The organism is Streptomyces sp. NPDC047028, from assembly GCF_040644095.1.
Taxonomy (GTDB): Bacteria; Actinomycetota; Actinomycetes; order Streptomycetales; family Streptomycetaceae; genus Streptomyces.
Genome location: NZ_JBEYVS010000039.1, coordinates 56,864 through 73,140 on the forward strand (window position 1 = coordinate 56,864; position 16,277 = coordinate 73,140).

Annotated in this window: 15 protein-coding genes; 3 read left to right on the plus strand and 12 right to left on the minus strand. The window is 68.5% G+C overall.

The window, feature by feature from the left end; translation table 11 throughout:
* Positions 1 to 406 precede the first annotated feature (406 nt).
* Positions 407 to 916, plus strand: a complete 510-nt coding sequence (locus ABZ854_RS28990; protein ID WP_361216337.1) for a MarR family transcriptional regulator — start codon at positions 407 to 409, stop codon at positions 914 to 916.
* Between the two features lie 131 nt (positions 917 to 1,047).
* Here ABZ854_RS28990 and ABZ854_RS28995 read toward each other — a convergent pair whose 3' ends face one another.
* The 6 genes from ABZ854_RS28995 to ABZ854_RS29020 form a co-directional block, all read right to left on the minus strand.
* Entirely contained in the window at positions 1,048 to 2,805 is a 1,758-nt protein-coding gene (locus tag ABZ854_RS28995) for a SpoIIE family protein phosphatase (protein WP_361216340.1), read from the minus strand.
* Positions 2,802 to 3,857 (minus strand): ATP-binding SpoIIE family protein phosphatase, encoded by a 1,056-nt coding sequence (locus ABZ854_RS29000; protein ID WP_361216343.1) that lies wholly within the window; start codon positions 3,855 to 3,857, stop codon positions 2,802 to 2,804. Before ABZ854_RS29000 ends, ABZ854_RS28995 begins: the two co-directional genes overlap by 4 nt.
* Positions 3,857 to 4,300 (minus strand): ATP-binding protein, encoded by a 444-nt coding sequence (locus ABZ854_RS29005; RefSeq protein ID WP_361216346.1) that lies wholly within the window; start codon positions 4,298 to 4,300, stop codon positions 3,857 to 3,859. The genes ABZ854_RS29000 and ABZ854_RS29005 overlap by 1 nt, the downstream gene beginning before the upstream one ends.
* On the minus strand, positions 4,300 to 4,713 hold the full coding sequence (locus ABZ854_RS29010) for an STAS domain-containing protein (RefSeq protein WP_361216349.1): 414 nt from the start codon (positions 4,711 to 4,713) through the stop codon (positions 4,300 to 4,302). Before ABZ854_RS29010 ends, ABZ854_RS29005 begins: the two co-directional genes overlap by 1 nt.
* Entirely contained in the window at positions 4,710 to 5,594 is an 885-nt protein-coding gene (locus ABZ854_RS29015; protein ID WP_361216393.1) for an STAS domain-containing protein, read from the minus strand. The genes ABZ854_RS29010 and ABZ854_RS29015 overlap by 4 nt, the downstream gene beginning before the upstream one ends.
* 140 nt (positions 5,595 to 5,734) lie before the next feature.
* Complete coding sequence (locus ABZ854_RS29020) at positions 5,735 to 6,895, minus strand: PP2C family protein-serine/threonine phosphatase (protein ID WP_361216352.1); 1,161 nt, start codon at positions 6,893 to 6,895, stop codon at positions 5,735 to 5,737.
* A 160-nt stretch (positions 6,896 to 7,055) separates the two neighbouring features.
* On the opposite strand from ABZ854_RS29020, the gene ABZ854_RS29025 reads away from it, so the two are divergent.
* Entirely contained in the window at positions 7,056 to 7,541 is a 486-nt protein-coding gene (locus ABZ854_RS29025; RefSeq protein WP_361216355.1) for a MarR family transcriptional regulator, read from the plus strand.
* A 510-nt stretch (positions 7,542 to 8,051) separates the two neighbouring features.
* Here the strand turns inward: ABZ854_RS29025 and ABZ854_RS29030 are convergent.
* From ABZ854_RS29030 to ABZ854_RS29040, 3 genes are all read right to left on the minus strand, one after another.
* On the minus strand, positions 8,052 to 8,465 hold the full coding sequence (locus tag ABZ854_RS29030) for an ATP-binding protein (protein WP_361216358.1): 414 nt from the start codon (positions 8,463 to 8,465) through the stop codon (positions 8,052 to 8,054).
* Between the two features lie 206 nt (positions 8,466 to 8,671).
* Positions 8,672 to 9,880 (minus strand): phospholipase D-like domain-containing protein, encoded by a 1,209-nt coding sequence (locus tag ABZ854_RS29035; protein WP_361216361.1) that lies wholly within the window; start codon positions 9,878 to 9,880, stop codon positions 8,672 to 8,674.
* Between the two features lie 253 nt (positions 9,881 to 10,133).
* Positions 10,134 to 11,666: an MFS transporter gene (locus ABZ854_RS29040; protein WP_361216364.1), complete on the minus strand. Its 1,533-nt coding sequence runs from the start codon at positions 11,664 to 11,666 to the stop codon at positions 10,134 to 10,136.
* Between the two features lie 759 nt (positions 11,667 to 12,425).
* Between ABZ854_RS29040 and ABZ854_RS29045 the strand changes: the two genes are divergently transcribed.
* Positions 12,426 to 12,803 carry a hypothetical protein gene (locus tag ABZ854_RS29045; RefSeq protein ID WP_361216367.1) on the plus strand — a complete coding sequence of 126 codons (378 nt, stop codon included), beginning with the start codon at positions 12,426 to 12,428 and terminating at the stop codon, positions 12,801 to 12,803.
* A 397-nt stretch (positions 12,804 to 13,200) separates the two neighbouring features.
* Here ABZ854_RS29045 and ABZ854_RS29050 read toward each other — a convergent pair whose 3' ends face one another.
* The 3 genes from ABZ854_RS29050 to ABZ854_RS29060 form a co-directional block, all read right to left on the minus strand.
* The gene (locus ABZ854_RS29050) at positions 13,201 to 13,626 is read right to left on the minus strand and encodes an SRPBCC family protein (RefSeq protein WP_361216370.1); all 426 of its coding nucleotides are present in this window, start codon (positions 13,624 to 13,626) and stop codon (positions 13,201 to 13,203) included.
* A 262-nt stretch (positions 13,627 to 13,888) separates the two neighbouring features.
* Positions 13,889 to 14,359 carry a hypothetical protein gene (locus ABZ854_RS29055; RefSeq protein WP_361216373.1) on the minus strand — a complete coding sequence of 157 codons (471 nt, stop codon included), beginning with the start codon at positions 14,357 to 14,359 and terminating at the stop codon, positions 13,889 to 13,891.
* A gap of 948 nt (positions 14,360 to 15,307) precedes the next feature.
* On the minus strand, positions 15,308 to 15,574 hold the full coding sequence (locus tag ABZ854_RS29060) for a hypothetical protein (protein WP_361216376.1): 267 nt from the start codon (positions 15,572 to 15,574) through the stop codon (positions 15,308 to 15,310).
* Positions 15,575 to 16,277: the final 703 nt, after the last annotated feature.

Below are 16,277 nucleotides of genomic sequence, written 5' to 3' on the forward strand. Positions count from 1 at the left end.
GCCGGGGGACACGGGGGCTCTGGGGGACGCTGGCGCTCCGAGGGGCGGGGGGGGTTTCGCACTGGGCCAAGCATGTGAGCTCATGGCAGCTGCCGCGTCGACGAGCGCGTCCGCGGACCGTCGACGGTCACCCGCGGTGCACGCGCGTCGGCTGTTGCGACGGGCGCCGGGATCGCTCGGTTCCGGCACGCAGCGACGGCGCCCCTGCCCAGCGCTGATCACTTCGGTGGGGCAGAGCGCCGGACACCCCCATGTGACGTCGGTACGGGCTCTGTTTCCGCTCTCAGGCCAGTACCCGGACTGCGTCGGGGACTGCACGGTATGCGTGTCCTCCTTGTCTTCGGGTAGAGCGATGGGATGAGGATTGTCTTAGCTGGATGCGGAACTCACTGAAAGCGATGTGTTCGTGACCCGTCTCGACGACTCCGGCGGCGACCGTGTGAAGGGACCGGACAATGGCCCGGACGCAGTCGCGCTGGACATCGCCGATGCCGTGGAGAGTCTCGCCACCCTGTGGTCTCTCGCCGCACACGAGGCGCCCCTGCGCCTGTCCCTGCACCAGTTGCGCGCCCTGCGTGCACTGGAGACGGCGCCGGGGGCCAGTCTCACCGCGTTGGCCGCGCGGCTCGACATAGGGCTGCCCACGGCCAGCCGACTCTGTGACCGGCTGGAGGCGGCCGGCATGCTGGAGCGTGCGCTGCATCCGGAGAAGCGCCGCCAGGTCCAGCTGGGTCTCACGCCGCAGGGACGGCGTGTGCTGGACGATGTGGCAGCGCGGCGGGCCCGGGCTCTGGCGGTTGCCCTGACAGGCATGGAGCACGCTGAGCGGTCCGCACTGAATCGCGGGATGAAGGCCTTCCTCGCTGCTCGGAGGAGAGAGCTGCTTCGTCGGGGTGAGTTGCCGGACGTGCGGTGAGGGTCAGGGCCCTTCAGGAATGAGCCATGCTCTGTCGATGGTGCGGCGGAGGCTTCGATGCTCCGGCTCCAAATGGGCACCGATTGTGTCGGGCAGGATCATCAGGGGCGTTTGCGGGGTGCGCGGCAGGGTCACGTCCCGGCGCTGCGAGGATGTGATGATGCTGTGTCCTGCGCCGGTTGCGACGTGGTGTGGCACATCAAGAGGCAGACGTCGTCGTCGCGTTCGGAGTCGTGCACGAGCGGCTTGAGGAGCGACTCGGCGCACGTTTCGAGATCTTTCAGGTCGGTGTCGTGCAGAGCGGCCAGGGTCCGGCTGAGCAGCTCGATACCCGGGTCGAGGCCGTGGGCCCGCCTTTCCACCAGGCCGTCGGTGTACAGGACGAGTGTGGAACCAGTGGGCAGTTCGGCTGTGTCGTCCTGGTACTCGAAGGCCAGCGGAACTCCCAGCATCACTCCCGGTTTGGCGTCCAGCACGCGCACGTTGCCGTCGGGCGCCCGGACCAGGGCAGGCGGATGTCCGGCTGCGGCCCACACGACCTGGGGGTCGCCGGGCCGGATGCGGGCGATCATGGCGGTCGCGTACAGGTTCGGCTGCTGGTGGCACAGCATGCGGTGCAGGCGGGTGAGGATCTGGGCGGGGCTGTCGTTCTCGACGGCGTAGGCGCGCAGAGCGGTGCGCAGCTGGCCCATGATCACTGCGGCGCGCAGCCCGTGCCCGGTGACGTCTCCTATGACTGCCAGCAGGCTTCCGTCGGGCTGGAAGAAGGCGTCGTACCAGTCGCCGCCGATGTTGAGGCCGCGGGTGGCGGGCAGGTAGCGGGCGGCCAGGCTGACCCCTTCGGTGGTGGGCAAGTCGGTGAGCTGGGCGCGTTGAAGGGTGTCGGCGGTGTCCCGGTGCTGCTCGTAGCGCAGTGCGTGATCCAGGGCGACAGCGGTGCGTCGGGCCAGTTCGACCAGCATGACGCTGGTGTCCGCGTCGAAGCGGTCACCGCCGTGTGGGATGAGGGTGAGAACGCCCAGAGTCCGGCGGACGGTCAGGGGGATGCTCAGAACGGGCCCGGTGGGGTTCAGGGCGGAGGGCGGAAGGTCGTCGATACCCGCGAGTCCTCCTGGGTATGGTGCCGCGTGCTGTGGGCGGTCGGTGCGGGCGGCGGTCACCGCAGCGACTGAATGAGTACGGTTTCGGTCCGTCTGCTCCTCGTCGAAGATCCAGACGTCGACGTAGCCGGCGTACTCCGGGACGATTAGTTCGGGGAGCCGGCGCAGGATGTCCTTGGGGTCGAGGGACGCGGTCACCACCGCGCTCGCGTCGGCGAGGAAGGTCAGCAGGCGTCGTGCCTTTTCCGCCTCGCCGCGCGCGGCGCGTTCGGCGTCGAGGAGTTCCCGCTGGGTGAGCGCGGCGGCGTCCAGTTCGGCGTGCAGGGCCAGCACGCCCTGGTTGGTCTGGTGGAGCTCCTCGCGGTGCAGGCCGAGTTGCGTCTCCGTCTCGTCCAGTCTCGTGAGGATCGCCGCGGTCTCCTCGTCTGCCGCGAGGACGGCCTCGGCGGGGTCGTCGTCGAGGGCCGCCGCGACGGACTGGTCCTCAGTCACTGGGCCGGGGCAGGCGAGCGCGAGGCGGCATGGCGGCGCCGGCTCGTGCGTCGGACTGGTGGGTCGTACGACGGCCCGGACATGCGAGGCTCCGTCGGGGCCGCCCTGTCTGACCGTGAGGGTGAGTTCGGCGCCACCCTGATCAAGACCTTGCCGAAGCCGCGTTGTGAGCAGCGTCAGGAATCGGGCCCGCTCGACCTCGGGTGCGCCCAGGGCAGCGGTGAGGCGCGCTGCGAAGGTCCGGGCGTGGGCGGCTTCCGCAACGGAGGTGATCTTCCGGACGTCAGGCGTGATCATGGGTGCAGTTCCGCGGGATCGGAGGCCAGGACGGCCACACTGGTGTCATCACGTAGGGGGGTGGCGGGGCTGTTCGCGTCCCGCAGGATGGTGGCGGCCACTACCGCCGGGTCGTGGGTGAGGAGGTAGGGATCTTCCGGCGGCGCCCATCGGCTGGGGAGGCCGTCGCTGTGCAGGACGAGCAGGCTGCCCGGCCTCCAGGGCCTGAGCTTTACAGGTACGGTCGCCGGGAATTGGGCGCCGACGATGCCGGGGTGGGAGACGAGGTGCTCCCAGGAGCGAGTGGTGTACAGCCGGGCGCCGATGTTGCCGACTCCGGCGAACTGCAGTTCCCCGCTGTCCGTGTCGAGCTGGGCCACGGCGACGGCCGCCCCTCGGGTGGGGCGCAGCTCCGGATGCAGCCGGCGCAGAATCTCCGCGGGTGGCAAGTGCGCGGCGCGCCGTAGTTCGTGGGCCGCTGCGCTGGACGCGTGCGCGGCCCTGGCGCCGTGGCCCAGGCCGTCGGCGAGCATCAGGGTCAGGCAAGTGCCTACGCGGACGCAGCTCCAAGCGTCTCCGGACTGTTCGGCTTCGGCGAGCGGTGCGTTGATCCCGCCTACGGTCGGGCCCGGTCGTTCCTTCGTCGACCGGGTGGTGCCGGGCTCCTGGTCGATACGTGCCACCGCGACGGTGCCCCGGTGCGTGCTGTACAGGTCGAACGCGCTGGATATGCGCAGGCACGTGCCCAGGCCGGCGCCCAGCGATGCGTCGGTGGTGGTGAAGCCGTCACGCATGGCCGTGTTGACATCGGGAATGCCGGGGCCGTGATCGAGGGCGGTGAGCTGCACCGCCGCAGGGCGGGTCTTCTCCCGCAGGGGTTCGACGAGACCGATCACGATACGGCCGCCGCCTGCGTGCTTGAGCAGGTTGGTCGCCAGTTCCGTGGCGACCAAGGCGGCGACCGCGGTGCGGTGCGGGTCCAGGCCGGCGAGGAGACTTGCCGCCTCGACCGCCACCCGGGCATCCCGTACCCGGGTGGAGTCGTGCACCGGGATGTCCCAGACGCGAGCCATCACAACCCCCCACGAGCTGCGGGGATGCCCGTCGCCCAGGCGGTGACGGTGACGGTCGTGCCTCGGCCGGGTTCGGTGTCGATCTCGAACTCGTTCACGAGGCGTTTGGCGCCGCTCAGACCGAGTCCCAGACCGCCGCCTGTGGTGTACCCGTCGGTCATGGCCAGCCGGACGTCGCGGATTCCCGGCCCTGCGTCGACGAACGAGAGGCGCAGGCCGCGAACTGCGTCTCGGAACAGCGGACGGATCTCCGCATGCCCGCCGCCACCGTGGACCAAGGTGTTGCGGGCCAGTTCGCTGGCCGCTGTGACCAGCTTCGTCTGCTGCACCAGGCCGAAGCCGAGTTCGGCGGCGTGCTGACGTACCTGCTGACGGACCCACGCGAGATCCGTGTCCGAGCCGATCGGCAGACGTGTCACGGTGGTGGGGTCGGAGGCCGGCATCATGTCCCCCTCTCGCGCCTGTCGGAAGCGCCCGGCGTCGACGGGCGCGCGAGCAGCTCCAGTGCGCGTTCCACGTCGAGGGCGGTGGCCAGGCCGGGCAGGGTGAGGCCCAGCTCGACCAGGGTGATGGCCACCGCCGGTCGCATGCCGGCCAGGACGGTGCGAGCCGCCAGCAGGCCGGCGCCGGCGGTGATCTCGGCGAGGACACGCCCCAAGAAGGAGTCGACGATCTCCACTCCGGAGATGTCGATGACGACGCCGGTGGCCTTGCTGTCGGCGATGCGCTGGGCGATGTCGTTCTGGAGTTGCTCGGCGAGGCTGTCGTGCAGTTCCCCCTGGAGGCTGACCAGCAGGGTCTTCCCCAGCGCCAGGACGGGCACCGCGGGCGAGCGATCCGGGACAGGAGCGGTCACAGGGCGCTCGCACGGGGCGACACTTCGATGCCCTGCTGACCAAGCGCGTAGGCCAGAGCGTCAGCGAGCGAGGCTCGGGTGAGGACGGATCCGAGATCGATGCCGAGCTGCACGATGGTCTGTGCGATGGCTGGGCGGATGCCGGAGACGATGCACTCGGCGCCCATCAAGCGGGCGGCGGCGACCGTCTTCATCAGATGCTGGGCGACGAGCGAGTCGACCGTGGGTACACCCGTGATGTCCAGGATGGCGTAGCGAGCACGCTGGCTGACGATGCCCTCGAGGAGGGATTCCATGACAACCTGGCTGCGGGCGCTGTCCAGCGTGCCGATCAGGGGCACGGCGACGACGCCTTCCCACAGGTTGATCACCGGGGTGGCCACTTCGAGGAGTTGCTCCCGCTGCCGCGCGATCAGCTCCTCGCCCGCGCTGAGTCCCGTCTGCATCACCACCAGGCGCAGAGTGCCCATCAGCGCGGTCAGCGCCAGCAGGATCTCTGCCACCTCGGGGACGGAGGGATCGGCGTACTCGGCCCGCAACAGCTCGGCGACCGGCGGCCGCAGGACAGCGACCTCGTTCGCGATCTGGGCGGGGTCGGATCCCGTGCGGGTCCGGACGCCGGACATACGGCCGAGTTGCTCGCGCACGGTCTCGAATCCGGGTGCCGCGATGTCCTCCAGCCGTCCGGCGGACGCGACGTCGGACAGAGCGTCCACCACCGCCTTGCACGCCTCCACGGTCTCATCGCGCGAGACGGTGAACACCGCACGGAACAGCGGGGCATCGGCCCAGCGCTGAGCGATCTGCTCCCGGCGGCGTTCCAGGAAAGCCCCCAGTTCTCGCGCCGTATCCGCGACCGCCTCTTGCTCCGACACCTGCATCTTCTCCTCTTCAAGGTTCAGCGTCCGTCGGTCGACCAGACCCGTGAGGACAATTATTGCCTCATGACAAACGTTAGCGTCGAGGCCGTGGCGCGAACAACACGCGACCGCCACATCTCGCTTCGGACGACACGGGCACGTCAGCGTCCGTGCCAGTCGAGGCAGACGACGAGGGCGTCGTCATCGGGGGCCGGCCGACCGCGGTGTCCGGTCAGCTCGCTCAGGATGGCGCGCGGCACTTCGGCGGCCGGCAGCAGCCGGGTGGCCTGGATCGCCCGCGCGAGCGCGACGTCGCCGTACGCCTCCCCCCGGGAGTCGCCGACCGCGTACACCCCGTCGCTGACGAAGAGGAGTCGGTCACCGGGTTCGACCCGGAAGTCCTGAGCCACGTAGTCGGTTTCCTCGAACATGCCCAGCGGAAGCTGCGCCTCGAAGGGGACGCGCTCCACCTTGCCGTCGCGCAGCCGCAGGAGTTGCGGGGAGCCGGCGTCCACGACTGTGGCGTGGCCCGTCGCGAGGTCGAAGTCGAACATCAGCACCGACAGGTAGCAGCGACCCTGGTAGTGGGCGTAGACCGCCTGGTCGGCGAGGGCCGCTTGGTCGGCGAGGGCGATCCCGGCGCGCCGGGCGTTGCGGAGGGCGTTGATGGCCAGGTTCGTCAGCAGGGATGCCTCTATGCCCTCGCCCATGCCGTTGGTGACGTACAGCATCAGATGGTCGGCCGTGGCCGACCAGTCGAAGTTGTCACCGAAGATCGCGTACGCCGGCTCCAACTGCGCGCCCAGCTCGTACTCGGAGCGGGAACAGGAACGGGCCGGCAGGAGCTGCCACTGCATCTCGGCGGCCAGCGTGAGCCGGTCCTTGCGGCGAGCCTGCAGGTAGATGTCGGTGTCGCGTTCGGCCACGATCACCTCGTGGCCGAGCACCTCGGCGATGTCGGCGAGTTCGCCGACAAGGCTCTGCGCCTGACCGTCGTACGGCAGGGTCACGGACAGCACACCGAGCCGGTCCCCGCGGACACTGACCGGCAGGTGGACCTGTGCATGGCGGGCGGAGGCCGCCTCAATGACCGGTTCCTGCGCGCGAAAGGCCCGGCCCACGACACTGTTGTGCACGGAAACCGGCTTCATGGTGTGCGGCAGTACCGTCACCGACTGGAGCACCGTCAGGCCGTAGTCGGCCATGAAGAGCTCCACCGACTCCGCGCCGTACTGTTCGGCCAGAACACGACGGACAGTGTCGAGCAATTCGTGGGACGCCGCCGTGCGCAGAGCGCGCTCGGCGGTCACAAATCTGTTCACGATGGTAAATAAACCAATCTTTCGGCGGACAATTGACCGACCTGGTTCAGGTGACGAGGTCGTACGATTCAGCAGCTCCGAGTCGTCCGAGCGGTCGCAGCCCTCCCTGGCTCCTGAGGGCGCCTAGTAGGCTGGCGGCCGTCCCAGTGCCTGCGAGAGTGTGACAGTGGCTGCTTTCCGCCCCCGCCCGGAACCCGTCGAGGTCGCCCGTGTGACCGCGCGGACCGGAGAGTTGCTGGAAGTCCTGTGGGGCCGGGCCTCCACCGCTCCGGCGTCGGCCTCCCAGATGCGCGTCCTGCTCACCCTGGAGCACCAGGACGGAATCAACCTGCGCACGCTCAGTGACGCACTGTCGTCCACTCCCCCGTCCACCAGCAGGCTGTGCGATCGCCTGGTCGCGGCCGGCCTCGTCGAGCGTGTGGTCCATGCGGCCGACCGGCGCGAAATTCGGCTGCACCTCAGCGCCCGGGGTCGGGCACACCTGGACGACCTACGCGTACGCCGGGAGCAGGAACTGCAGGCGGTGCTGGCCCATATGCCCGCGTACAAGCGAACCGCGCTGCTGGAGGGTCTCGAGGCGTTCTGCCACGCGGCAGCGTGGCAGATACACGACCAGGGCCAGCAGCCGGACGACCGGACTGCCTGAACGCCGGGCCGCTCCAGCACGGGGAGCCCGAGGTCAGCACACGGAGGGGTATCCGCCCACAGGAACATTCCGCTTCCTTCCCCGTGCAGCAAGACACGGCTACTTTCTTGTCCCCGGGCCTTTGCTGCCGAACGGCAACAGACGCCTTGAGGAGCCTTCCCGGCTCCGGATACCCCGAGAACACCGAAAGCCGACTGTGGGCTATGCCTCGAAAATTCGAACCACCTGTTGGGCGGGCACAAAGAGCCCTCTCCCCCGAGGCTCCGTCCGTGCGGTCGGCCTGAAGCGCCGAGTACCGCGCCGGAGAAGCGGTCGCCCAGCAATGGACGCTCGGCCGCGCGGAGGGTTCACCCGCCGCCGCGCGGGGCTGCCAAGGCGTACCCGACCTCATGGTGCTTACCGCCGAATTGGACGCGGTCACGACCCAGTTGGAAAGGACGAGCACGGACTGTCTGCGCGGGCTTCGCACGCCCCCTCCCGGTGTTCGGCCGCCACGCAGGCCGAGCCGGTTCACCTGGGGACGAGCGCGCAGACCGCCTTGCCGTTGGGGACGAGCACCACGGTGACCCTTCTGGCCAGACGACGGACCACGGGCCAGCCGAACCCACCCATACGACCGCTGAAGTCCGGTGTCCGGGGACAAGGCGGTTCGGGATCCGAGTCGAGAACGGTCACCTCGACGGCGTCCGGCCGGGCGTCGAGGCTCAGCACGCACGTCATTCCCCGGGCATGCCGCACCGCGTTCGTCACAAGCTCCGTGACGACGAGGTCCACGTCCTGGGCGGCCCTGGCATCGACCGGAGGAGCGAGCCGCCGCACGAAGCGCCGGGAAACCTGGCGCGCCTTCGCCGCAGCGTCTGAACGGTTGCGGAGTACCAGGCGTCGGGGCTCACTGAGATCTTCGCTCTCACCGGATTCGGTCACTGTTCCCTCCTTGCAGGCGCGTCGGATCTCTCGTCTTCGCCTTCCCGCGCCTCGGGGATGGATGTTCGCCCGAAAGGTGGGCAGTGGCGCAAACGTCGTCTCTGCGCTTGACGACGGCGCGCTCGTGTCCGGGTGCGTAGCCGTACATGCGGTGCATGTCGTCCGACCATGACCAGTTGTCTTCCTTCACCCCGACGGAGCTCCGCTCACAGGAATCGTCGTATCGGGGTGACGGCGGCTTCCTTGGCGCGCTGAAGTACGTCGCGCCGTCTCCATCGAGTGAGGTCGATGTCGACGCTGCGCAGGAGGTCCGCGTCGTAGTCACGGTCGAGTTCGGCGGTGAATTCCTCGTCCAGGACAGCGAGCATGACCTCTTCGTCGTGGTCCATGGACCGGCGGTTGAAGTTGGTCGATCCGATCAGGGCGGCGACCGAGTCCACAGTGATGATCTTGGCGTGCATCATGGTCGGCTGGTACTGGCGGACGTGCACACCCGCTTCCAGCAGACGTGTGTAGTGGTGCTGACCGGCGAGCTGGCAGGCACGCTGGTCTGTGTGGGGGCCGGGCAGCAGGATCTCCACGCGCACCCCTCGGCGTGCGGTCCGGCACAGCAGCTCGACGAAGTAGGTGTCCGGAGCGAAGTAGGCGGTGGCGAGGCGAAAGCGTTCCTCGGCGGAGGTGAGCATGACGCGGATGAGGGTTTGCATGTCCTGCCAGCCGATGCTGGCCGAGCCGCGTACGACCTGGACGACCGCCGAGCCGGCCTGCGCGTGCTCGCAGAAGCGGTCGCGGTCGTCGTAGAGTTCGTCGTGGCACTCGGCCCAGTTCTGCGCGAACGCGGCCGCGATGCCGTCGATGGCCGGCCCACGCACCTGTACATGTGTGTCGCGCCACTCCCCCGGGTTGCGGGCGTCCCCGCACCATTCCTCGGCGATACCGACGCCACCCGTGAAGGCCGTGTGCTCGTCGACGATGAGCGCCTTGCGGTGGCAGCGGTGGTTCTGCTTGAACGGCGACAGCCAGGCCGGCTTGCGGAACCAGGCCACCTGGACGCCTGCCGTGTCCATGAGATCCAGCAGTTCCTGTTCGATCTCCTTGGCGCCGAAGCCGTCCAGCAGCAATCGGACGCGCACCCCCGCCCGGGCGCGGTCGGCGAGCGCGAGGGCGAAGTCCCGGGCGATCTGACCACGCCAGTACACGAACGTCATCAGGTCGATCGTGTACTGGGCCGACTCGATCGCCCTGAGCATCGCGGGGAAGATCTCATCGCCGTTGCGCAGAGGTACGAGATCGTTTCCTTCGGTGGCCGCGACCCCGATCAGCCGCTCCAGACGGCGACGCAGCCGTTGCTTCCGCGCCGCCGCTCCGGGGGTGGTGCCACACGCCGGGGCTGCGGGTGTGCCGTCGAGGATCACGCCGTATCTCCTTCTTCGACCATGGGGACGAATCGTTGGGGGCTACTGCACGAGCCCGAGAAGCAACATGCCCCGCAGGTGGTGCCGTAGGCTCACGACCAGCGAGGGAGCCGTTGAGTGGACGACCGGGATCAGGTCCGTCAGAGCGGCGAAGCAGCCCAGGGCAGCCGGGTGGGGTACGCCGGTTGCCGCGAGGCGCAGCCGGCCTGTGGGTTCCGGACGGCCGGCCTGGCCTGCTGTGGGCCGGATCGGGTCAGTGTGACGGTCGCCGTGGGAGTGCCGGCGGACCGGCGAGGGAGCAGGACGGAGGGTGGTGGTCTGGCGAGGTGCCGGCGAGCGCGTTGTCGGAGATGGTCAGCCAGGCGAGAAGGCCCCCTGCCGCGGCGAGGGCGGCGGTTACCACCATCGCGGTATGGAAGCCGGTAGCCAGCGCATGAGGCTGGGTGAACGTGTCACCGGTGAGCCCGGCGATCGGCGGAAGCAGGGCGACGGCGAGCAGGCCGGCCGTACGGGCCACCGCGTTGTTCACCCCGGAGGCGGTGCCGGCGTGCCGTGAGTCGGCGGCAGCGAGAACCGTGGCGGTCACCGGCGCGACGGTGGCCGCCAGGCCGAGGCCGAACACCACCACCGCGGGCAACACGGCCGACACGTAGCCGGCACCGGGTCCGATGCGGGTCATCAACAGCATCCCGGCCGCGATCAGCAGCGGCCCGACGGTGAGCGGGATCCGCGGGCCGATCCGCTGCGCGAGCGCGCCGCTGCGCGAGGACAGGCCCAGCATCAGCGCGGTCACCGGAAGCGACGCGGCGCCTGCCTGGACCGGCGAGTAGCCCAGCGCGTCCTGCAGCACCACCACGAGCAGGAAGAACACCCCGCCCAGGGCGGCGTAGACGACGAATGTGACCAGGTTGGCGGCCGTGAACTGCCGCGCGGCGAAGATGTCCAGCGGCAGCATCGGGTGGGCACTGCGTCGCTCGACCAGCACGAATCCACCCAGCCCCACGATGCCGACCAGTGCCGCGGCCGCTACCGCGGGCGAGCCCAGTCCGCGGGCCGTCCCGTCGACCATCGCATAGGTCGCCCCGGCAAGCCCAGCGGTGGCCAGGATCGCGCCGGGATAGTCGAGCCGACCCGTGACCGTCTCGTCCCGGCTCTCCGGCACGTGCCGCACCGCCAGCCACCACACCACCGCACCGAGCGGCAGGTTGAGCAGGAAGATCGCCCGCCAGGAGACCGTCTGCACCAGGTACCCGCCGATCAGTGGGCCGACCGCAGCGGCCACACCCCCCAAGCCGGACCAGACCCCGATCGCCCGGCCCCGTTCCGTGGGATCGAAGCTTGCCTCGATGATCGCCAGGCTGCCCGGCGTGAGCAACGCGCCTCCGATACCCTGCAGCGCCCGCGCCCCGACCAGCATCCCCGCCGTCGGGGCCAGCGCACACAGCAGCGACGCCACAGCGAACCACACCACCCCGGCCACGAACACCCGCCGCCGCCCGAGCCGGTCACCCAGCATGCCGGCCAGCAGGATGAGCGCGGCCAGCGTCACCGAGTACCCCGTCACCACCAACTGCAACGGTCCCACCCCGGCGTGCAGGCTTCGCCCGATGGACGGCAACGCCACGTTCACCACCGTGGCGTCCAGCTGCGCCATCCCCGAGCCCAGCACCGTCGCCGCCAACACCCACCGCGCCGCGGACGAGCCCACCCGCAGCCCGCCACCTGGACCGGGCGGCCGAGTCACGGGCCGCCGGCTCCTGGCGGCGCGCCGGTACCGAGCCGACATCACACCTCAACCCACGTCCGCAGCCGCGCCTTCGACGAGCATGTCGGTGACACTGCACTCACTCCCGTCCTGCGTTGGCAGCCGCGCCGCATAGACCTCTACCACTCGCCATTCCGGTCCGAAACCCGCCGTCCCCACGTCAACGGTGCGCTGCCGGCCCACCATGGCGACCGGGCTGACGAGAGTGGCGGGAGGCGGTCCATGGGCGGACATGTGACATACCCCCAAAATGTCACAGGCACCAAGCGAGGGCCTCCTGAACCAGAGCGGATCCCTTTGGGGTTTCGGTGGCCGGCGCCCTTGCCAACCGCGCTCGAGCGGAAACCAACGCCGCCCAGCGATATGAGTGACACCCAAACCTGACCTGACGTGGCGGATATCGTGCCGTGCCGTCGATCTCCGAAACGGTCTCGCCCGGGCTGGTGTGGTCACGGCGGCCGAGCCGTCCTTTGACCGCCCCGTCACCTCGATGACGCCGCCATCGACGACCGCGCGCGACAGGCTACCGGCAGGGGGCCGACATGCGGGAACTCAGGCCCTTGCCTGCGTCGGACCCGGTGCGGGTTGTGTCGTGGATCCGTAACGGGGCGAACCGGGTGCAACGTGCGGCGCGACCAGGTCATCTGGGTAGTCAGCAAGGCGCACCGGGCGCCTTCGCGATGGGGGTTGGGTCTCATCCGCTTGAGGAGACCCTAGGAAGGAAAGTCCATGACCAGGACGAAGACGAAGAAGAGCGGGACGAGGGCGCGGGGTGGCCGGATGGCTGTGATCGGTGCGCTGGGACTGTCCTCGATAGCTCTGGCCGCGGCGCCGGCGTTCGCCAAGGGCTCTGTGGAGATCACAGCGCCGCACACCGCCCGGGCCGGACAGACCATCACGGTCAAGGCCCACGGCGGTGACGACAGCGCCGGCTACCTGCATCAGCTCTGTCTGGAGGAGAACGGCTTCGGCGAGGGGTGGCACCAGGAGATCTGCAGCAGCGCAGTCAAAGGCGATGCGCGAGTCACCGCGCGAGGTGCGTCCGCGCACCGCGGCAACCTGGAATTCCGTGGGGTGTTGTACGGGCTGACCGGCACGCACGACAAGCATCCCGTTCGCCTCCACGCCTCAGACGTGGTGACGGTACACGTCCGCTGAGGAACAGCGCCGTGGTGGTGGCCGACACGACCACCGTCCAGGGCCGGTGCAGCTCCGATTGTATGATGTCGGGCTTTGAGCTGATATCGCCCTTTGGGTGAGGCAGTTGACGGTTGACATTGGTCTGGCGTGGTGGCGCTGCTGGCACGAACGCTTCACCCGCAGCGACGCCGCGGCCTTGCCCCACCGAGCAGTGCAAGCCGAGTGAGCCGCGCGCCGCGCCGTTCTGCCGGCGCGGCACGCGGCATCACCAAGAAGGCGCGCGGGGTATAGCGCGTGGAAGGGCTTCCGCATCTCCTCGCCGGACAGTTCTTGGCCGGTGTCGTCAGTGACCCGCTGCACTGTGCGTGGAGTCGGTCGGCCCGGTAACGCCGTGTGGGTGTGCCACTCGGCCGGGTCAGGATGCCGCGACTGTCTTGGCCAGCCGCTGAAATTCGCCGAGATCGTAGTTCGCAAGGGTCGCATCGAGATTGGTGAGCGCGCCGAGGTGCTCGATGAACCCCTTCGGGTCGTACTCGATCTGCAGGGTGACGCGACTCGTCGTATCGCTCAGACGATGGAACGTGACCACTCCTGCGTGTTCGACGCCGTCGACCGTGTGCCAGGCGATCCGGTCTTCCGGGATCACCTCCGTGAGTTCCGCGACGAACGACTTCTCGGCTCCCGCCAGCTTCAACTGCCAGGAGAAGCACCGGTCGTCCAGCTTGTGCACTTCAGCCACGTGACTCAGAAAGGTCGGCCACCGGGTGACGTCGCTCCACAGCATCCACGCGACGGAAACAGGGGCTTCGAGATCGACGGTCTCCACCAGAGATGCAGACATGTGACGCCGCCTCCTTCATTCGGAACGTCTGATGAGCAGCGCGTACCCCCGGCAAGTCCAGTCATACGACGACTCGTGGAAGCCGGTGAGGTGGAGATATGCGAGGAGTTCGAGGCGCGTCTGACGCGGGAGACCGCGACGGCGGCGAAGGATCTGCTCAGGTGTCCCGTGGCCGCTGGGACAATTCCCCGCAGAAACACGAGAGCCCCCGTCCTCCTGGTCGCGGAGGCGGGGGCGTTGCGGGGTACGAGGTCTGTCAGCGTCAGGTCTGGCACTGCGAGGTCGCCGCGCTGGACCAGTTCGACCAGGCGCCCCCCGCGGGCCTCACGTGGACGCGGATCGTGATTTTCACCGGGCCGCAGATGCGGGTGGAGGTGGCGATGGCGATCGGGCCGACCGTGGAACGCCGCTGCACCAGGGTCCGGCCGCTGCCCATCTTCATCCAGTCGTCGCCGTCCCCCTGCACGTGGAGGTACGCCTCGTACTCGACCCAGGAGGCGTGGGAGCGGGAGTTGGTGATGAGAGCGTGGGCGGTGATGTCGCGCCAGAAGATCTTCCCGTCCTTCCAGCGTTCGGCGGAAACGCAACCCCGAGCGCCGATGCTCTGCGTCGATACCCCGCCGCCGCAGGCGACCGCAGCGGCGTGGGCCTGGGCCGGGAAAGCGAGCGCGGCCGCGGCGGTGGCCGCGACGAGGGATCCCGTACGTTTCATGGTCCGGGCGGTATTCGTCATGGGGGAACCGTATCCGCTCGCGGTCGCCCGCCCCGTAATCCAACGCCGCCACAGTCTGGTTTGGGACGTCTTCGACCACCGTGGCACCGACCAGGGCGTGACTGAGCAGGTTGGCGCGACGAGCGGTAACGCGCCGACGGCCCCTGTGCACTCCGACGGGGTGCGGCTGGGGCCGGGTCGGGTCGGCCTCGGGCCGCGAGAGATCGAGCCGGAACGTACGCCGCGTAGGAAACGACGTTGTTCATTCCTGTGGGAAGTACATGGTCGCCTGACCGCAGTCAATCGCCAAGAATTACAGACACAGGTGCAGACCACGCGCGAGACCTGGCACAGTTCGCGAGTCTGCCCGACCCAGTCGCCGGCCAAGCCGGCCGAAAGCCCGTCGAGTTCGGCCGGCAGCAGCGGAACCTGCCGCTGGTTGAAGACCGCATCCCCATACGGCGCCAGGGCCCACACCATCGGGAACTGCGCCGGGTCCAGATGCGCGAAGCCGGCCATCCACTCCACACCGGCATCCGCACAGGCCACGACGTTCCCGCTGTCCCCACGCACCGGGGGCCAATGCCGGACGAAGCCCGCGGTGGCGTCGGCAGGCGCTCAGCGGGTACGGCGGTCCCTTCGACCACAGGAAGGCGAACCCGCGACGATCGCCGCGGAGATGCTGGGGCTGGCCGATACGGCCTTCCAACTTCCAGCTGACGAAAGGGGCGGCGGTCGATCGTGACCGAGCCGGCCTCCGCCCCTCACTTGTGCCGCCGACTCCGCCTGACCGCGCACACGACGCGGTCGCTCAGACTGCCGACGGCACCACAGCGCGCGGCGCATCGCGGCCGCCGTGGGCCCGGCCGCAGCCTGTCGCCCGCGGGAGCCAGCGCCATGTCCGAGTGCTGACCAGCGCGCTCACGCTGGCCGCCGTCTCCTTACCCGACCCGGGTTCGTCACACTGTTTCAGCGAAGTCGAGAAAGTGAAGTCACCTTGCCGCTCCACGGGCAATAGCGGTCACTCGTCACAGTCCCGGCCTCGACATCGGAGGGGACCCCGTCGCATACTTCGGTGGACATATCCACGAAATCAAGATCGTCAGGATCCAGGTGCCAGGAATAGCCGGTGTTTACGTCGGTCCCGGCAACAATTCTGCCGTTTATGTGGGTGGCAGTTTCCCCGTTCATCTGGGATCGGGCATCCACGACGTCGTCGGCCTTCACCAGACGCACCCGGAAGGTCTCTCCTTGAACATTTATCGTCGCCACATACTGACGGCCCGGACGATGAGACCCAGCATGCGATGACGCCGCGTAAGCCGAGCCACTGAGCAGTGAGGTTGCGATCAGTGCGCCAGTACAGCTGACAACAGCGAGCCTCTTATGAATGCCTGCCATATTCGAAATCTCCTGAGTGAAAGGGGACCACTGTCTGCACATACGTGCGGAAAAGGGTCGCATATTCTGAATGGTCTGCCGTACGGAGGTCGGCGGTGTGCCTGCCGAAGGGTCTCGTGCTGACGGCAGTCACACCTACCGAAAAGGGCGAGATGCCGACCCGCCCGACATGCATCAACATAGCAGGTATTTGGTTCGAATCGATCATGCACAGTCAGCACATACAAGCCCAACCCTGCACACGACTGCTCTTTTCTGCTTGGCACATGCGGAACTCGACATTTCTATTCTTGGAAATGATGGGAATATTGCTTCCACATACCGGCTCCGATATCTGCCATTGGCGCCCATAAAGGATGTTTCTGCACCGATCAGACACCGGCCTCCGTCAGTTCACCGTCCGAGTGCGCGGGCGGGCGTGACGGGGGCGAGGTTGGCGACGGCCTAGGTCGTGTCCGCAAAGTGGTGGCGTCGTTGGTCTGTTCGTGGTGCGTCGTCATGAGTTGACCGATGAATCGTGGGCGGTGATCGAGCCGTT

Excerpts from the sequence above, each read along its gene's own strand:
- ABZ854_RS28995 (WP_361216340.1), bottom strand. The coding sequence starts at position 2,805 with ATGATCACGCCTGACGTCCGGAAGATCACCTCCGTTGCGGAAGCCGCC.
- ABZ854_RS29000 (WP_361216343.1), bottom strand. The coding sequence starts at position 3,857 with ATGGCTCGCGTCTGGGACATCCCGGTGCACGACTCCACCCGGGTACGG.
- ABZ854_RS29005 (WP_361216346.1), bottom strand. The coding sequence starts at position 4,300 with ATGCCGGCCTCCGACCCCACCACCGTGACACGTCTGCCGATCGGCTCG.
- ABZ854_RS29015 (WP_361216393.1), bottom strand. The coding sequence starts at position 5,594 with ATGCAGGTGTCGGAGCAAGAGGCGGTCGCGGATACGGCGCGAGAACTG.
- ABZ854_RS29040 (WP_361216364.1), bottom strand. The coding sequence starts at position 11,666 with ATGTCGGCTCGGTACCGGCGCGCCGCCAGGAGCCGGCGGCCCGTGACT.
- ABZ854_RS29045 (WP_361216367.1), top strand. The coding sequence starts at position 12,426 with ATGGCTGTGATCGGTGCGCTGGGACTGTCCTCGATAGCTCTGGCCGCG.
- ABZ854_RS29050 (WP_361216370.1), bottom strand. The coding sequence starts at position 13,626 with ATGTCTGCATCTCTGGTGGAGACCGTCGATCTCGAAGCCCCTGTTTCC.
- ABZ854_RS29055 (WP_361216373.1), bottom strand. The coding sequence starts at position 14,359 with ATGACGAATACCGCCCGGACCATGAAACGTACGGGATCCCTCGTCGCG.